This window comes from Cohnella laeviribosi DSM 21336 (assembly GCF_000378425.1).
Taxonomy (GTDB): domain Bacteria; phylum Bacillota; class Bacilli; order Paenibacillales; family Paenibacillaceae; genus Cohnella; species Cohnella laeviribosi.
Map to the genome: position 1 here is coordinate 71,253 of NZ_KB899809.1, position 15,916 is coordinate 87,168.

Genomic DNA, 15,916 nt, shown 5'->3' on the forward strand with positions numbered 1-15,916 from the left:
CCTTGTTCATAACGGTTTTCCGTTATACATGACGATGTTGTGGCGTTCGGGCGAATAGATTTTTCTTACCGCATCCAAGATCTCCTCTTGCCTGCGTTCGGCTTGATCCGGAGGCAGCTCCACCAATATGTCCTCAACATCATGAGGCCCGATCCTCCAATGCCCCAATACCGCGCCTTGGAACGTTCCGTCGATCAGCAAAAACTGCAGCACTTCGTACCCTTTGTACCGCCGCTGAAGCTCATCCATATGCGCCCGCACGAGAAAATCCGACTTGTCCAGCATAAACACGCATGGCGGAATATCCGAGGGAACAAGTCCTTCCGCATCTTTCGCGTAAACGAAGCCTTCTCCAATGCCTTCCATTTCCGCCGTAACGATCTGGCCTCCCTCCACCAAGGCCTCAATCCCTTGACGGATGGCTTTGGCGGGCAGTTGCGACCAGCTCTTAATATGGGCTTCTGTTGCAAAAACCATCGCTTGGATAAAGGAATGGAGAACCTCGGAAACGGCTTGCGCGTATCGGCCTCCGTCAGCATTGATCTCAAACCATTCCGTGGCAAAATCGAACCATCCCGTATCCCAATCCGTATCGGGCTGATGCTCGTAAACGAGGAACGCCTCTTGCAACGCCTGCAGCGCTTTCGAAATTTCGCCGGCCGGGTAGCCTTCCAGTTCCTGCTTTAATTGCTCTTTCGACAATCCTCCCGAAGTCTTAAGCACCGTCAAAATATCATCGTGGATCGGCTTTGCTTTGGCCAACGGCTTGCGAAAGGCGACGGCATACCGCTCCAAATCTTCCTGAAGCACATACCCGATGCGCCCGCCGCAAAATCTTCCTTTGATGATCGCATTTCGTTCCCTAAGCTTGCCGGCAAGTCCATCGTCGTCAAACAGGGTTCGATGCACCAGTCTCGGCGGATCGCCAGGGCGGGTGTTATGTACGGGCGCCACGGGCTGCAGCAGCTTGAACAGTTCAAGATACTCCGGCTCGTCGTCCGGACTTTCGATGGGCGCAAGCAATCGCTGCCTTCTCAGCCGTTCTCCGATCACTTGCTCGTAGGACAGTTTCAACCCTTTTCCCTCCCGGATTTCGGATCGAATCGGTAGCGGTCGCCTAATCGATTCGCCATTTCAAATAGCTCGTTTCGCAAATGTTCGGGCTCGATCACTTCGGCGTCCAGACCCAGCGTGAAGAAAAAGCGCACCGCCCATCCCCACTCTGAAGCAGGACACCTAAAATCCAGTTCCCATTCCTCTTCGGATACCTGCTTGACGGAATCGCCAATGTGAAAGTCCTGTTCGGCAAGCAACGCTCCCCGGTAAGTCAATTTCGCGAGAATGCGTATGGAAGATTCGGGCCGATCTCCCCGTTTCCCTTCTTGCCGCCGGCCTTTCCCGGGTTCATCCCCCGGCTCATCGATCCTTTCGATTTGTTCAAAGCGATCTACGCGAAACGTTCGTTGTTCCTCGTGCGCGGCCGAATACGCCTCGCAATACCAGAAACCGTGCGCCGCGTATATTCTTCGGGGCAACAGCTTCAGCCAGCGGCGATGGTTTTCGGAACGGTAGAGGACATGAATCCAGCGCGATTCGGCCGTATGTTCCAGTAAGGCGGATAAATGAGGCGTCTTCGCCCTTCGCTCCGGCACCTCGATTTCAACATGCGCAAGGACCGGTTCAATTTGCTTCAAGGTCTGTTCCGGCAAAATGGCCCTGATTTTGTCCGCCACGGTCCATCTTGCCTCGCGGAACGGGGTATCGGCCATTTTCGTCAAGCTGCGAAGCGCAAACAGAACGGTCAAGGCTTCCTGGGCATTGAGCTGCAAAGGAGGCAGTTGGAAGCCCTCCATCAGGCGAAAGCCGCCCGCAGGACCCGGTATGGCGTACAACGGAACGCCCATTTCCGAAAGCGACTGCATATCCCGCAAAATCGTCCGTTTGGACACTTCGAATTTATCCGCCAGCCTTTGCGCGGTTTCCGGCCTTTGCTGCAAGGCGATCAGGATCGCCAGCAGCCTGTCCTTCCGTTTCAACTGGATCCCCCCGCTTCTGAACCCATTATAGCACCCTAATGGTGACACAAGGGTTGTCACCATTTTTCGAACCATACGGATTTCCTCGCCCGTTTCCCTTATATCACAATCCTATTGACATTATCAAAGAAAGCAAAGAACATGGAGGATGTAGAGAAAAATCCATGCCGGCCGCAAGGCATGTTGGAGGTCATCCGTTTGAGCGACAATAAACCGCGCCTGATTCAGTCCGTGAAGCGGGCTCTCGATATCATCAACTGTTTCGATTCCTTAAACGTCCAACTGTCGCTTAGCGAAATCAGCGAGAAACTCAATTTGAACATCAGCACCGTATACGGCATTCTGAACACGCTTTGCGCGTACTCCTACATCGACAAAAACCCGCACAACGGCAAATACAAATTGGGGCTGGAATTCCTGCTGAAAGCCAACCTCGTCTCGCAAAGCCTGGATCTGAAGGAAATCGGCCACCCCTTTCTGACCGAACTGACGAAGAAATACCATGAAACCTCCCATTTGTACGTGTATCAGAACGAGCAGATTTTTTGCGTAGACAAGGTGGAATCCCCCAGCACTTACTTTATTATCAGTTCAAGAGCGGGAAGCAAGCTGCCCATGCACGCATCCGCGTCGGGCAAAGTCTTTTTGGCGAGCATGCCCGAAGAGGAGCTTCAGACTTTTCTGAAAAAGTACAAGCTGACGAAGCTGACCGACAAAACGATTACGGACAAAAGGCAGCTCATGAAAAATTTGCAGCAGATTCGGGAATTGGGTTACGGGATCGAAAACGAAGAGATTGAGGAAGGGGCCTACAGTATCGCCGCACCCGTCAAAGATTCGGCCGGCCGCACGATCGGCACGATCAGCATGGTAGGTTCGATTTCGCGCATAAAAGAGAACGAGGAACCGATTCGGGCGGATTTGCTGAAAGCCGCAAGCGCCATCTCCTGTCAATTCGGGTATCAGTTCAAGACGAATTAGACATGGAACAGGAGCCGCTCGCGGCCGGTTTCGTTCATGGCTTTCGTTCATTGGCCAACTGGAGAAGCGTATAATAAAGCACTTCCGCTCCCGCGCCGCAATCCTCCTGCGAGCTCCACTCCTTCGGGGAATGGCTGATGCCTTCCCGGGAACGGACGAAAATCATCCCGATCGGCCATCGCGATCGGAACTGCATGCCGTCATGGCCTGCCCCGCTCGGCAATGCTGGCGGCTGCTCGATCCCGGCTTTTCGGCAAGCCGCCTCGATAGCCGCCATGATTTCCGGAGAGCAAGGCGCGGGCGCCACCCGTTGCAGCGTGCGGACCGCCAGTTCGACTTGATGCGACGCGCAGACCCGGTTGCCGTATTCCTGAATGCTGCTTTCGAGCGCATTCCGGACCGCTTCATCGATATCCCGCAAATCCAGCGTGAATTCCACTTGCTCCGGGATGACATTGACGCCGCCCGGAGCGGCCCCGATTTTCCCGACCGTCGCGACCGCGTTCGGATACTTGCCGGCCTCCCGGTAAATCCAATTCATCCATTCCGAAGCGGCCCGCAGAGGGTCCCTTCTCATGTTCATCGGCGTCGCGCCGGCGTGGCCCGCTTGACCGGTCAGCGTAAACTGCAGCCAGAGCGGCCCCGCAATGCCCGAGACGACCCCGACGGGCAGACGATGTCTCTCCAGCACGGAGCCCTGTTCGATATGAAGCTCCACGTAGGCTTTTACCTGCCGCGGATCTTTCGCCGCTTGACCGATGCGGTCGGGATCGTAGCCCGCCGCCCGCATCGCGTTGGCGATGGACAGATGCCGCTCGTCCTTGTGCCGTTCCAAATCTTCTTGCCGCAGCGTTCCCGCAAGTGCCCGGCTGCCGATCATGCCGAACCCGAATCTGGAGCCTTCCTCATCGGTAAAGGCGACGACTTCGATCGGATGATCGGTGGCGATTCCTTTTTCCTCCATGCTTTGCAGAGCTTCGATCGCCGCCAGCACGCCGAGCGCGCCGTCAAACTTGCCGCCATGGGGAACCGTGTCGATGTGGGATCCGGTCAGGACGGCCGGGGCCAGGGGGTCGGCGCCTTCCCGGCGCCCGATCACATTGCCCGCACTGTCTTCGCGAACGGCCAGTCCCGCTTCTTTCATGTAAGAGATCACCCGATCCTTGGCCCGCCGCTCTTCTTCGGTAAACGAAAAGCGGGTGACGCCCCCGCTGTCCTGCTTTCCGATTTCGCCCAGTTCCATCAGCCGATGCCACAATCGGACGGCATTAATCTCCATTGTCCCCACGTCCCTCTTCCGCCGCCTTTTCCTTCATCTGGAACCGGAAATGGCAGTGGCCTTCTCTCAGCAGATACTTGTCGTGCTCCACTTCGAAATTGGCGTTATACCCTTTGGCAATGGCCGGGTCGATCATCTGGCAATACAAAATGCCGTATTCCTCCATCCCGTCCTTCTTCCACTGGTCGCCAAACGCGCATCTTGTAAACGTTTGTTCGATCTCCTGCGGATGATACACCGTTTCGTATTCGAACAAGTCGCTTCGTCCCATATCGTAATGGGGCAAATAATTGAGCATGTCGTTCGGATGTCCGGCTGCGGCCGCCCGGCGGGCGATATCTCTTCCCCGCTCCTCGCCGAACGCCCGCACGCCTTCCCGGACCGCTTCTTTCCCCTCTTCCCCGAACCGGTCGACGACCGCTTTGGCGACGTGGGCAAACAGCTTGGCCATAATCGTGTACGGCGATACCGGCTCCAGGCTCTCATCCTGCTTGATGGTTTTTTGGTTGGCTTCGCTCATCGTCAAGCTCCTCTCCAATCGTTATGATTCATTCTTCAATGCATGCCGAGATAAACCGTTTTGACGACAGCATTGTTTTTTAATTCCTCGGCGTCGCCCTGAACGACAATGCTGCCGGTCTCCATGACGTAGCCCCGATTTGCGGCCGCCAGCGCCATCTTGGTGTTCTGTTCCACCAGCAGCACGGATACCCCTTCCCGGTTCACGCTCCGGATCGCCCGGAAGATTTCCTTCACGATAAGCGGCGCAAGCCCCATGGAAGGCTCGTCAAGCAGCAGCAGCTTCGGTCTGGCCATCAGCGCCCGGGCGATCGCGAGCATCTGCTGCTCCCCTCCGCTCATCGTTCCCGCGAGCTGATTTTTTCGCTCCGCAAGACGGGGAAACAGTGAAAACATCTGCTCGATGTCCTGGCGGATAGCCGCTTTGTCTTTGCGGATATAGGCGCCCATTTTCAGATTCTCCAGCACCGTGAGATCGGCAAAGACGCCTCTTCCCTCGGGCACGTGGGAGATGCCCCGCTGCACGATCCGGTGCGGTTCCAGCTTCGTGATCTCGCTTCCTTCGAACCGGATGTTCCCCTGGCTGGCTCTGACGATGCCGGAAATGGTGCGCAAGACGGTCGTTTTGCCGGAACCGTTCGTGCCGATGAGCGCCACGATTTCGCCTTGATAAAGGCGGAGATTCACCTGTTTAACCGCCGGAATCGCCCCGTACTTGACGCACAGGTCGTTGATTTCCAATAATACGCGATTCTCCGTCAATCCCAATCGTCCTCCCCGCCCAAATACGCGCTGATCACTTTGGGGTTTTGCTGAATTTCGGCCGCGCTGCCTTCGGCGATTTTGACGCCGTGATCCAGTACGACGATCCGGTCGGAAATGTTCATAATCAACCCGATGTCGTGCTCGATCAAGACGATTTCAATGTTGAACTCGCGGGAGAGCTGCCGGATTTTCTCCACCAGCTGCTTCTTCTCGGCCGGATTCATCCCCGCAGCGGGCTCGTCCAGGAGCAGCAATTCGCAGCGGGTGACAAGCGCCCGCGCCATCTCCAGCAGCCGCTGCTCCCCGTAGGGCAGGCTTCCGGCAAGCACGTCGAGTTTATGGTCCAAACCGACCGCCTTGAGCACCTCGACGCATTCCTGCGCGATCGCGGCACGCCTTTCGCGCCGCCGGCCCGTAAGAAAAATCGCCTCCAGCACGCTTTCCGTATTGCACTGGGGATGGGCGACCAGCACGTTTTCCAATACCGTCATGTTTTTGAGCAGCCGGGCGTTCTGGAACGTGCGCGCGATGCCGATTTTGACCCGTTCATAAGGCTTCAGCTTGTTGATGACCCGATTTTTGTAGGTGATTGTTCCGGACGTGGGCCGGTAGATGCCGGTCAGCAGGTTGAACAGCGTCGTTTTCCCCGCCCCGTTCGGACCGATGATGGCCAGAATTTCGCCCGTCCGCACACTCAGATCGATGTCGGTCAAAGCATGCAAGCCGCCGAACCGAATGGACACCTTTTCCAGCTTCAGCAATTCGTCCATTATTTTCGCCCGCCCTTCTGCGCCAAACCGTAAAAGTTGTATTTCCGGTGTTTTTCACCCCAGAAGCCCGAAGGTTTGAAAATCATCATGAGAATAATGGCCAATCCCAGCAGCATCATCCGGTAATCGTTCATGTAGCGAAGAATCTCCGGAGCGAGCACCAGAAGGATGGCGCCCAGGATCGACCCGGGAAGGCTGGCGGTGCCGCCCAGAATGACCATCGCCAAAATATTGACCGAATCCAGATACCGGAAGGAATCCGGGCTGACGTAGGAAATGTAGGCGGCCCAATACGCGCCGGCGACTCCGGCGAAGCAGGCTCCCAGGCTAAAGGCGAGCAGCTTGTATGGGTTCGGCCGGATTCCGACCGACTGGGCGAGCGTCTCGTCTTCGCGTATCGTCAGCAGATTCAGGCCGATCCCCGAATGGACGATGCGGTTGATGATAAAATACGTCAATAAAACCAGCGCCAGAATCAGATAATAAAATTCGATCTTTTCGGTGAAGGCGTGCCCGAACAGGCTTGGAGCCGGTATTCCGGGCAGCCCCATCGGCCCCCGGGTGACGTCGACCCAGTTCACGAAAATCAAACGGACAATTTCGCCGAATCCGAGGGTCACGATGCCTAAATAATCCCCTCGAAGACGAATGACCGGGCTTCCCAGCAGCAAGCCGAACAGGCCGGTCACCGCAGCGGCCGCGGCCAGCGCGAGCCAGAACGATGCCGAGCCGTGAAGCATGATCAGCGCGGCGGTATAAGCGCCGATTCCGTAAAATGCGGCATGCCCGAGCGCGAATTGCCCGGCATAGCCGACGATCACGTTCAAACTCAGCGAAAGTATCGCGTAAATGCCAATGATAATCGCAATATGCAGGATATAATCATCGATTTGCTGCAGCAATAAAGGCAAAAGGATGAGCAGCCCGACGATCGCGAATCTGCCGGCACGGCTTCTCAAGTCGACCACCTACACTTTGTTGATATCTTTTTTTCCGAGGATGCCTGTAGGCCTGATCATGAGCACGATAATCAGAATGGTGAACGAAATGACGCTTTGATATTGCGTCGAAATATAGGCTCCGCCCAGGTTTTCGACGACGCCGAGCAGGATGCCGCCCAGCATCGCCCCCGGAATGCTGCCGATGCCGCCCAGAACCGCGGCCGTAAAGGCGTTGATCCCCGCCATGTACCCCATGGTCGGATATACCGCATTATAATAAATCCCGACCATGATCCCGGCGCAGGCGGCAAGCGCGGAACCGATCGCAAACGCCAGACTGATCATATGATTCGTATTGATCCCCATCAGCGCCGCATTCGTCAGGCTCATCGAGGTGGCCCGCATCGCCGTGCCGGTTTTCGTTCGGGTGACGAACAGATGCAGTCCCAGCATCAAGATAAAGGAAAGGACCAGAATCAAAATCTGGATTTCCGAAAAGGTGATGCTGCCGACGGTAACGGTGCCGCGGCCGAACGCGGTCGGAAACGGATGCATTTCCGTGCCCCACAGCTTTTGCGCCAGACTGACAAGAAACGTGGACACGCCCAGCGCGCTGATCAGCGGAACGATGCGGTCCGCCGTGCGCAGCGGCCGGTAAGCGACCCGCTCGATAACGACGCCGATGGCCGAAGTTGCGGCGGCGGACAGCAGAAACGCAAGGTACAGGGGCATGTGCAGATGCTTCATAAAAAACAGCCCCAAAAAGCTGCCGAACATAAAGATGTCGCCATGGGCGAAATTCACCATTTTAAGAATGCCGTAGACCATCGTGTACCCGAGGGCGATCAAGGCGTAAATGACCCCGATGGTCAAGCCGTTAACCAACTGTTGCAGGAACATACGAACATCCTTTCAAAAAAAGTAGAGCAGGAAATCAAGCGACGATCCCGCCCTACCATTTCAATCATTGATAAAGTTCAAAGGCCCCGTTGCGGATAGTCAGACGTTCGGGAGTCGTCACCACATCCCCGTTTTCGTCAAAGCTCAGCACGCCGGTAGGTCCTTTATAATCGTGAAGTGTTTTCAAATATTCTTTGATTTTCTCCCGGTCGGCGCCATTGTGCTTGATCGCTTCGATCACGACGGACGTCGCCACGTACGCGTAAGCGGCGTAAGTGTCCGGCTTGCTGTTGTATGCGGTTTGGTAGGCCTCGGCAAACTTGGTGGCTTCCTCGTTGTCGCCGCCCGGATAGAAGAAGCCGATCAGCTTCATGTTTTCGACCGCATCTCCGCCCAATTCGAGCAGCGCTTCGGAATACAGGCTGTCGACGCCGATATAGTCCGTTTTCAATCCGAGCTTCTGCGCCTGCTGGGCAATCAGAGCCGCCTCGTTGTAAAAGCCGCCGATAAAGATGGCATCGGGCTGCTTCTCCTTGATTTTCGTCAGCACAGTGCTGAAATCTTTATCGCCCGGATTGTACGATTCTGCCGCAACGATCTCGATATTGTTTTTCGGAGCGGCTTCTTTATACACATCCAGCAGCCCCAGGCCGAAATCGGACTGTTCGTAAATCAGCGCCACTTTGCGGTAGCCCAGCTCCTTGGACCAATCCGCCAAATAGGCCGCCTGGAACGCGTCGGTCGTAATGACGCGGAACGTGTACTCGCCAGCGTTGGTCACCGCAGGCGCGCTGGAAGACGGCGAAATTTCCACGATCTTGTTCTTGTTGTAGATCGGCGCCGTCGCCAGCGTGGCGGAGCTGTTGAAGTGCCCGACGACCGCCAGGATGTCCTTATCGGTGACGAATTTGTTGGCGACGTTCACCGCCTCGTGCGGATCCCCTTTATCGTCCTGAATCACGATTTTGACTTTTTTCCCGTCGATGCCGCCGGCATCGTTCACCTGCTTGGCCGCCAGCTCGGCGCCGTTTTTGAACGCTTCTCCATATTGGGCTTGAGTGCCGGAAATCGGAGCGGCCAAGCCTATTTGAATGGCGCCGTCGGCATCCTGTTTGCCTCCGTTCGCGGAGCAGCCGGCCAGCAAGGAAGCCGCCAATGCGATCGACGCCAAGATCGACCCTGTTTTTTTCATGTCCAATTCCCCCAAAACTTTTATTAATCCTATGAGATAAGTACGTTTTAATTATAATGCTTTTTCTCGGAAATACAATATTTTTTTCTGCATCGTCACAATTGATTTGATAATATCAAATTTTAACCGTTTCGAAAACGAAAATAAAGACTTGTTCTCCCTGATCGTCAGGGGAACAAGTCTAATTTGAGCGCATGTTTATTCTCTTATTCCGGCTTGGCTTCGGGGCGAATGCAAGGAGAGCGCGTCTTCGGCCGCTCACTCGCCCAAATCGACGTTGTGATAGACCTGCTGCACGTCTTCCAGGTCTTCCAGCGCGTCGATCAGTTTCTCGAATTGCGCCTTCGCGTCTTCCGGAAGCGTCACGTACGTTTGCGGGAGCATAGTCAGTTCCGCGACCGTAAATTCCGTGATTCCGGCGTTTTTGAACGCTTCCTGCACGGCATGGAACTGGTCGGGGTCGGCATACACGATGACGGACTCCTCCTCTTCCACGACATCCCTCACGTCGACGTCCGCCTCCAGCAAAATTTCAATCGCTTCGTCCACCGTCTTGCCCGTCAGGCCGATCACGGCCGTCTCGTCGAACATATAAGCGACCGAACCGTTGACCCCCATGTTTCCGCCGTTTTTATTGAATGCGGCGCGAACCGATGCGGCCGTGCGGTTCACGTTGTTGGTCAGCGCGTCGACGATTACCATCGATCCGTTCTGGCCGAACCCTTCGTAGCGAAGCTCGACATAATTTTCGTCGGAGGCGCCTTTCGCTTTCTCCAGCGCCCGGTCGATGATCGCCTTGGGCACATTGTACGTTTTCGCCCGTTCCAGCACCACTTTCAAAGCGCGGTTCGACTCCGGGTCCGGTTCGCCTTTTCTGGCGGCAGCATAAATTTCAATGCCGAATTTGGCGTAAATGCGGCTTGTATTCGCATCTTTGGAAGCTTTTTTTTCTTTGATATTGTTCCATTTGCGGCCCATTCTCGATTTCCTGCCTTCTTTATTTTTTACATTGAACATTATACATCAAACAAGCCCGCTCGGCGACATGCTCTTCGGCAAGGTGCCTCAGCCCGGCGTCTTTCGGTTGACGGGAATCTTGCAAATGCTCGAATACGTATCGTTGGCCCGTTTTACAAGACCGCCCTACCTTGCCATCAAGTTTGCATATAAAAATATGTATCCTACTACTGGAATGAAAGGAGGGAAATCTAATTGGCCGTATTTATTTGGGCTTCGGGCGCGCTCCGGTCGCGGTGGCAACCGATGCAACGGTCAACCTTTTTGTAAACAACCGGTCGGCAACCGTGCAAACCGGCAGAGCGATCCTCTGGAATATGGAGACGGTTCCCAAAACGGAGGACAGCTCGGAAACCGAAAATCCGTAACGCCAAACAGACCGTCCCGTTTGTTCGGGGGAACGGCCTGTTTTTTTGCGGGCAACAGATGAAAATATCATCGCCCTTCCGGCTTACGAAGAAGATCCGGCGGACATGCCGTTATGTTTGACGCGCGTCAGGAACAGCAGCGCCAGCAGCATGCCGCCGGCCGCGCAGACGAACAGCGAGCCGTAGCCGAACGTGTCGATGACCAGACCGAGCAGCGGCGGCGAAGAAATCGCGGCGAGCGAGGATGCGAGGTAGTACAGCCCCGTTCGCGTGCCGATGCTTCGCTCGCTGCCGGTCGACACGACAAAAGGATAGGAATTGATATTGATGCACGCCCAAAAGATGCCGCCAAGCGCCAGCAGCATGCGCAGCACGGCCAGCGTCTCGACCAGCGGAACGGCGGCGAATACGAGAAACAGCCCGCACACGCCGAGTGTAATCGTTTTTTTCTTGCCGAAGCGGTTGCCGAGCCAGCCGCTCGGAATCGCGAACAGCACGAAGAACAGCGAGAAAAACGTCAACGAGAACGAGGCTTCGCTTTCCTTCAGCCCCAATTGATGCTTGCCGTACAGCGTGAACAGGGCCTCGACGCCTTGATACGAAACGAACCAGCAGAAGATCGCCAGAAGCAGCATGACGGTCGTGCGGTCCAGCTCGCCGCGCAGCCTGATCCGCTGCGGCTGTGCCGCAACCGGCACGACCGCATCCCGGCTTTCCTTGACGGAGCGATGCAGGATGAGAAGCGACAACAGCGTAATCGCAGCCGCCGCCAGAAAGGGAAACGAAGGATGGGCGTCGTATAAAGCCGACCCGGCGGCATAGGCGATGATGCCTCCGACGCCGCCCATGAAGTTGATGATGCCGTTGGCCTTCGTCCGCTGCGCTTCCGGCGTCAGATCCGGCATCAGCGCGATCGTCGGCGAACGGTAAAGGCTCATGGCCAGATTCATGAGCACCATAAACAGAATCAAAGTAAGAAAATTCGTGTGGAAGGGAATCAGAACGACGAACAGGGCGGCAAGCGGCATCCCGATCAGCAGGTACGGCATTCGCCTGCCGAACCGGGATGCCGTCCTGTCGCTGCGATGGCCGATCCACGGCTGAAGAAACAGGGCGAAGTAATTGTCAATCGTCATCATGAAGCCGATCAACGCGGTGCTGCTCAGGAATGAATCGAGAAAAAACGGAACGAAGGCGTTATAGAGCGCCCAGGTGATGCTGATGCTGAAAAATCCGAAACCGAGCAGCCACGTTTTTCTCATCCGCCCGGCACCTCCGCATCTTTGAGCAATTCCGCCAGGCGGTCGGGATAATCGGTGATGATGCCGGACACGCCGGCGGCCAATAGCCTACGCATCTCGGCCGGTTCGTTGACGGTGAACGGATGATAGGCAATCCCCCGCTCGGCCGCCTGGGCCACCCATTCCGGCAGCACCGCGTAATGGTAGGCGTGAAGCGCTTCCGCGCCGATCCGCGACGCATAGTCCCACGGCTCGTACAAGCCTTCCATATACAGAATGCCCGTCCGCACTTCGGGGGCCAGCCGCTTGCACTTTACCAGCGAATAATGGTTGAAGCTGGAGAGGATGACGCGGTCGCTCATCCCGAATCGGCGAACCTCCTCGACGACCGCTTCCTCCAACCCCGGATACGGAACGACGCCGTTTTTCAGCTCCAGATTCAACAGAAGCGAATAAGGCTTAACCAGCTCCAGCAGCTCCCGCAGCGTCGGGACGCGTTCCCCACGGAATGCCGGATCGAACCACGACCCCGCATCCAGCCGCTGCAGCTCTTCCAGCGTTACGTCCTTGACCAGCTTGGGCGAACCCGCGGTTCTGGCCAGCGATTCGTCATGGATCAGGACCAGGCTGCCGTCCGACGTCATCTGGACATCGGTCTCGATCGCCGTGGCGCCAAGCTCGATGCAGCGCTCAAACGCGGCCATCGTGTTTTCCGGAGCATGGCCGGAAGCTCCCCGGTGCGCGATATTCAAAACGGCTTTCAATTGGCTGACCCCCGTTTCGGGCTGGATTTATCCAAATTATACAATAGAACACTTCGGGAATAATCTGCTTTTTTGTAAAATTTCGTTTCTCCCTCCTTCCAAAATCGGCATCCCGCCGGGAGAGCCCATCCGGTCTCCGTTCGTGTGCCGCCCATGGCCGGTCAGGCCTGCAGCTTCAACTGCAGAACAGCCGATCGGTAGGCCGCCACCATGCCGTTTGCGAACCCTTTCGCAAATGCATCCGAGGTTTGACGGTGATGCGCTTCCGTTTCACTTGCGATCCGTTCGAATTCGGAAATGCAGTACGCCGCAATTTGTCCCATGCTTTCCTTGCCGGCTCTTTGTTCCAGCTCCCAGCGCAATTTTTGGACGATCAGCCGGTAAGCCAAAGCCATTCCTTCAAACACCCCTTTCCGGGCTTCCGGCGGGATCTCGGCCGGAATTTCGGCAAGCGGCGCCGACTGCGCGGTTCGGGCCGCTTCTTCGCAGCGTTCAATTTCCCTAATGACGGTTTCGATCTTTTGGGTAATCTCTTGTTCCCACTCTTCCTTTTTATAGTCGAATTCCCACCGCAGTTTTTGGGCCGCCATTTGATAGGCCAAGGCAATGCCTTCGAAAAATCGCTTTTCACCCGGCTCCGCCGCTTCATTCATCTGTTCCCTGGCCCGCTGATGGCGATTTTGGAACTCCATGATGCAATCCTCGATTTTGGCGCCTCGAAACATTTTCTTCCGATAATCTTCCATGGATCATCCCCCCTGCTTTGTTTACATATATGATAACATATGTATACACAGTTGTAAACAATACCTTTCATCGAATCGCGTCGGGTAAGACTAAAGATCTACGCCGCCATCGTTTATGGTTGATTAGGCTCAGGAACCGGTTCCTGATTATGCCGGGCTGGAAGGAGATGTTCCGCATTCCGTAGAATGGAACTTGCATACCGTGGACCGGAACCCGCATACCGTAGAAGGGATCCGGTCGTTTCCGGGGTCAAAACAAGGAGGTTGTCTCTTTACAATGAACAAGAAATATGGCAAAACCCTCATCTCTTCGCTGGTCTTGTCGCTGGGATGCACTGTTTTCGCTTACTCGGCATCCGCCGCAGACTCGGAATTCATTAATCAAATTTCCAAAGAGTACGCCAGCTTCGAAGCCCGGCACCGCACGCAGTACGAAACGTTTCTGAAACAGCAGCAAGACGATTACCAAACGTATTTGAACCAGGTGACCGCCGATTTTAACGAGCTTTATCGGCTGCTGAAGAGCGATTTTGACGCGATGCAGAAAAAACTGGATCAAGATATCGAACAGCTGCGCAAAAGCTACAATGATAACAGCGAAGACTTTAAAGCGTATGTGCGGGCGGCGGATTCGGGACGAGCAGACAGCGCCATGGATGCGTACGAGGATGCGATCAATCCGAACGAGGCGGGAACCGCGATGGATAATTACGAGGATGCGATCAATCCGAGCGAGGCAGGAACCGCGATGGACTTGTTCGAGGATGCGATCAACCCGAGCGAGGCGGGAAGTCCGATGGACCAGTACGAAGACGCGGTGAATCCTAGCGAAGCGGGAAGCCCGATGGACGAGTTTGAAGACGAATCGAACATCAGCAGCGCAAATTCGACCATGGATCTCTACGAGGACGGCGACATTACGAAGGAAGAAGCCCAGAAACGGATGAAAGCGGCCGCCGAGAAAGCCGAGACCGCCCTCCGCAATCAATTTGTCAATACGAGCGCGAGCATTCAGAAAGTCAGAAACGAAACGCTTCAGACGATTCACAATACCCGCTTGTCTTCCGTCTCTGCGATTCTGGAACAGCGAAGCCGGACCATCAAGGAGCTCTCCGAAGCGAGAGCGAAGCTTACCGGCACGGGCATTTCGTTCGGACCCCTGACCGTCAAGGGTTGGATCTCCGTCGTCATCAACGGCAACTACCAGATTTTCAAACAGCCTCCCGTCACGCAGAACGGCAGCACGCTGGTCCCGATGCGGGCGATTTTCGAGCAGCTTGGGGCGACGGTGCAGTGGAGCGACAAGGAGCAATCGGTCACCGCCAAAAAAGGAAATCAGGTGATCTGGCTCAAAATCAACAGCAAAACGGCCAAGATCAACGGCAGCACCAAGACGCTCGAGGTAGCGCCGCAAACGATCAACGGCCATACGATGGTGCCGCTGCGCTTCGTCAGCGAATCGCTTGGCGCCAACGTGAAATGGGACAGCTCGACTTCGATCATCACCATTACGTCGCAATAAAAACAACAAACGCCTCATCCGGCTTGCACGGCCGATGAGGCGTTTGTTGCATGGCGGGGCTAGGCCACCGTTATTTTGCAGGCGCCGGCGCTCCGGAGGGTCAAGTGGCGGCCGCAACCGCGATCCACGTGAAATCCATTTCTTCGATCGCTTTGCGGATCTGCCGGATCGACTTCCACTGGCCGTCCTGCTCGTCTTGAAGTTCGCGCAGCCGCTTTTCCAAGGCATTTCGTTCATAATCGGAAAAATACCCCTTCAGCAGCTTGCCCGTCTCCAGCATCATCGTCAATAAAGCGGTCTGCCGGGTAACGGGGCCGCTCTCCAGAAGCTCGGCGCGAATGCGCCGGACAATCCGATCCTTCGACGCATCCGAAGGCACGTAACGCTTGGCGGAAAACACCAGCATGACGCGGTGGCGTTCTTCCCGCAAATCCCCGTTGCGAATGAGCGGTCTTGCGACCGCTTCAAACAGCTCGGACCGTTCCCTGCTTCTCGAATACAGCCGCTGCACCCACTTCTTGAGCGTTGCGGGCTTGGCGCCGCTCAATTTCCGGATCATCCATTGTCCGGCTTCGTCGTCGCGATAGCCGGCGCGGACGACCTCGAGTTTGCCTTTCTCACCGATCCGAATGGCTTCTTTGGCCAATAGCTCGATCAGAACCGCTCCCGCCGCATAAGTATGCAGATAAGAGCGCATAGGTTTTCTCCACTTATGGGTTGCGCCGTCGGACGCCAACAGAATGAATTCCTGCGCCAGGGTTAAAGCCGGCTCCATCATGTTTCCTCCTTCCATAGTTTGCATGGGACCTCGCGCTTTTAACGTACCATACCCCCTCCGCCTCATCAAGCTGCCGGATCTGACGATCCAGGCCCTT

The 15,916-nt window shown here is 55.7% G+C and carries 16 protein-coding genes; 2 read left to right on the forward strand and 14 right to left on the reverse strand.

Features of this window, described 5'->3' with window-relative positions; genetic code table 11:
* Positions 1–6: 6 nt before the first annotated feature.
* Together F560_RS0101645 and F560_RS0101650 are read right to left on the reverse strand one after the other, a co-directional pair.
* On the reverse strand, positions 7–1,074 hold the full coding sequence (locus F560_RS0101645; RefSeq protein ID WP_019003958.1) for a DNA glycosylase AlkZ-like family protein: 1,068 nt from the start codon (positions 1,072–1,074) through the stop codon (positions 7–9).
* Entirely contained in the window at positions 1,071–2,036 is a 966-nt protein-coding gene (locus F560_RS0101650) for a helix-turn-helix transcriptional regulator (RefSeq protein ID WP_019003959.1), read from the reverse strand. The genes F560_RS0101645 and F560_RS0101650 overlap by 4 nt, the downstream gene beginning before the upstream one ends.
* Before the next feature lie 198 nt (positions 2,037–2,234).
* Here F560_RS0101650 and F560_RS0101655 point away from each other — a divergent pair, with 198 nt between their 5' ends.
* Positions 2,235–3,017, forward strand: coding sequence for an IclR family transcriptional regulator (locus tag F560_RS0101655; RefSeq protein WP_033395666.1), 783 nt, complete (start codon positions 2,235–2,237; stop codon positions 3,015–3,017).
* A 34-nt stretch (positions 3,018–3,051) separates the two neighbouring features.
* Here F560_RS0101655 and F560_RS0101660 read toward each other — a convergent pair whose 3' ends face one another.
* From F560_RS0101660 to F560_RS24410, 11 genes are all read right to left on the reverse strand, one after another.
* A complete protein-coding gene (locus F560_RS0101660; protein WP_019003961.1) occupies positions 3,052–4,296 on the reverse strand; it encodes a Zn-dependent hydrolase in 1,245 nt (414 codons plus the stop codon).
* A complete protein-coding gene (locus F560_RS0101665; protein ID WP_019003962.1) occupies positions 4,286–4,816 on the reverse strand; it encodes an L-2-amino-thiazoline-4-carboxylic acid hydrolase in 531 nt (176 codons plus the stop codon). The genes F560_RS0101660 and F560_RS0101665 overlap by 11 nt, the downstream gene beginning before the upstream one ends.
* A gap of 35 nt (positions 4,817–4,851) precedes the next feature.
* Positions 4,852–5,577, reverse strand: a complete 726-nt coding sequence (locus F560_RS0101670) for an ABC transporter ATP-binding protein (RefSeq protein ID WP_019003963.1) — start codon at positions 5,575–5,577, stop codon at positions 4,852–4,854.
* On the reverse strand, positions 5,574–6,350 hold the full coding sequence (locus tag F560_RS0101675; RefSeq protein WP_019003964.1) for an ABC transporter ATP-binding protein: 777 nt from the start codon (positions 6,348–6,350) through the stop codon (positions 5,574–5,576). Before F560_RS0101675 ends, F560_RS0101670 begins: the two co-directional genes overlap by 4 nt.
* Positions 6,350–7,318, reverse strand: a complete 969-nt coding sequence (locus tag F560_RS0101680) for a branched-chain amino acid ABC transporter permease (protein ID WP_026298041.1) — start codon at positions 7,316–7,318, stop codon at positions 6,350–6,352. The genes F560_RS0101675 and F560_RS0101680 overlap by 1 nt, the downstream gene beginning before the upstream one ends.
* Complete coding sequence (locus F560_RS0101685; RefSeq protein WP_019003966.1) at positions 7,319–8,191, reverse strand: branched-chain amino acid ABC transporter permease; 873 nt, start codon at positions 8,189–8,191, stop codon at positions 7,319–7,321.
* A gap of 64 nt (positions 8,192–8,255) precedes the next feature.
* The gene (locus F560_RS0101690) at positions 8,256–9,383 is read right to left on the reverse strand and encodes an ABC transporter substrate-binding protein (protein ID WP_019003967.1); all 1,128 of its coding nucleotides are present in this window, start codon (positions 9,381–9,383) and stop codon (positions 8,256–8,258) included.
* A 258-nt stretch (positions 9,384–9,641) separates the two neighbouring features.
* A complete protein-coding gene (locus tag F560_RS0101695) occupies positions 9,642–10,361 on the reverse strand; it encodes a YebC/PmpR family DNA-binding transcriptional regulator (RefSeq protein WP_019003968.1) in 720 nt (239 codons plus the stop codon).
* Positions 10,362–10,851: 490 nt separating this feature from the next.
* Positions 10,852–12,030, reverse strand: coding sequence for an SLC45 family MFS transporter (locus tag F560_RS0101705; protein WP_019003970.1), 1,179 nt, complete (start codon positions 12,028–12,030; stop codon positions 10,852–10,854).
* Positions 12,027–12,773 (reverse strand): glycerophosphodiester phosphodiesterase, encoded by a 747-nt coding sequence (locus tag F560_RS0101710; protein ID WP_019003971.1) that lies wholly within the window; start codon positions 12,771–12,773, stop codon positions 12,027–12,029. Before F560_RS0101710 ends, F560_RS0101705 begins: the two co-directional genes overlap by 4 nt.
* A 161-nt stretch (positions 12,774–12,934) precedes the next feature.
* On the reverse strand, positions 12,935–13,519 hold the full coding sequence (locus F560_RS24410; protein WP_019003972.1) for a hypothetical protein: 585 nt from the start codon (positions 13,517–13,519) through the stop codon (positions 12,935–12,937).
* Positions 13,520–13,796: 277 nt separating this feature from the next.
* Here F560_RS24410 and F560_RS24415 point away from each other — a divergent pair, with 277 nt between their 5' ends.
* Entirely contained in the window at positions 13,797–15,041 is a 1,245-nt protein-coding gene (locus tag F560_RS24415) for a copper amine oxidase N-terminal domain-containing protein (protein WP_019003973.1), read from the forward strand.
* A 100-nt stretch (positions 15,042–15,141) separates the two neighbouring features.
* Here the strand turns inward: F560_RS24415 and F560_RS0101725 are convergent, their stop codons facing one another.
* Positions 15,142–15,816, reverse strand: a complete 675-nt coding sequence (locus F560_RS0101725; protein WP_019003974.1) for a GOLPH3/VPS74 family protein — start codon at positions 15,814–15,816, stop codon at positions 15,142–15,144.
* Positions 15,817–15,916 lie beyond the last annotated feature (100 nt).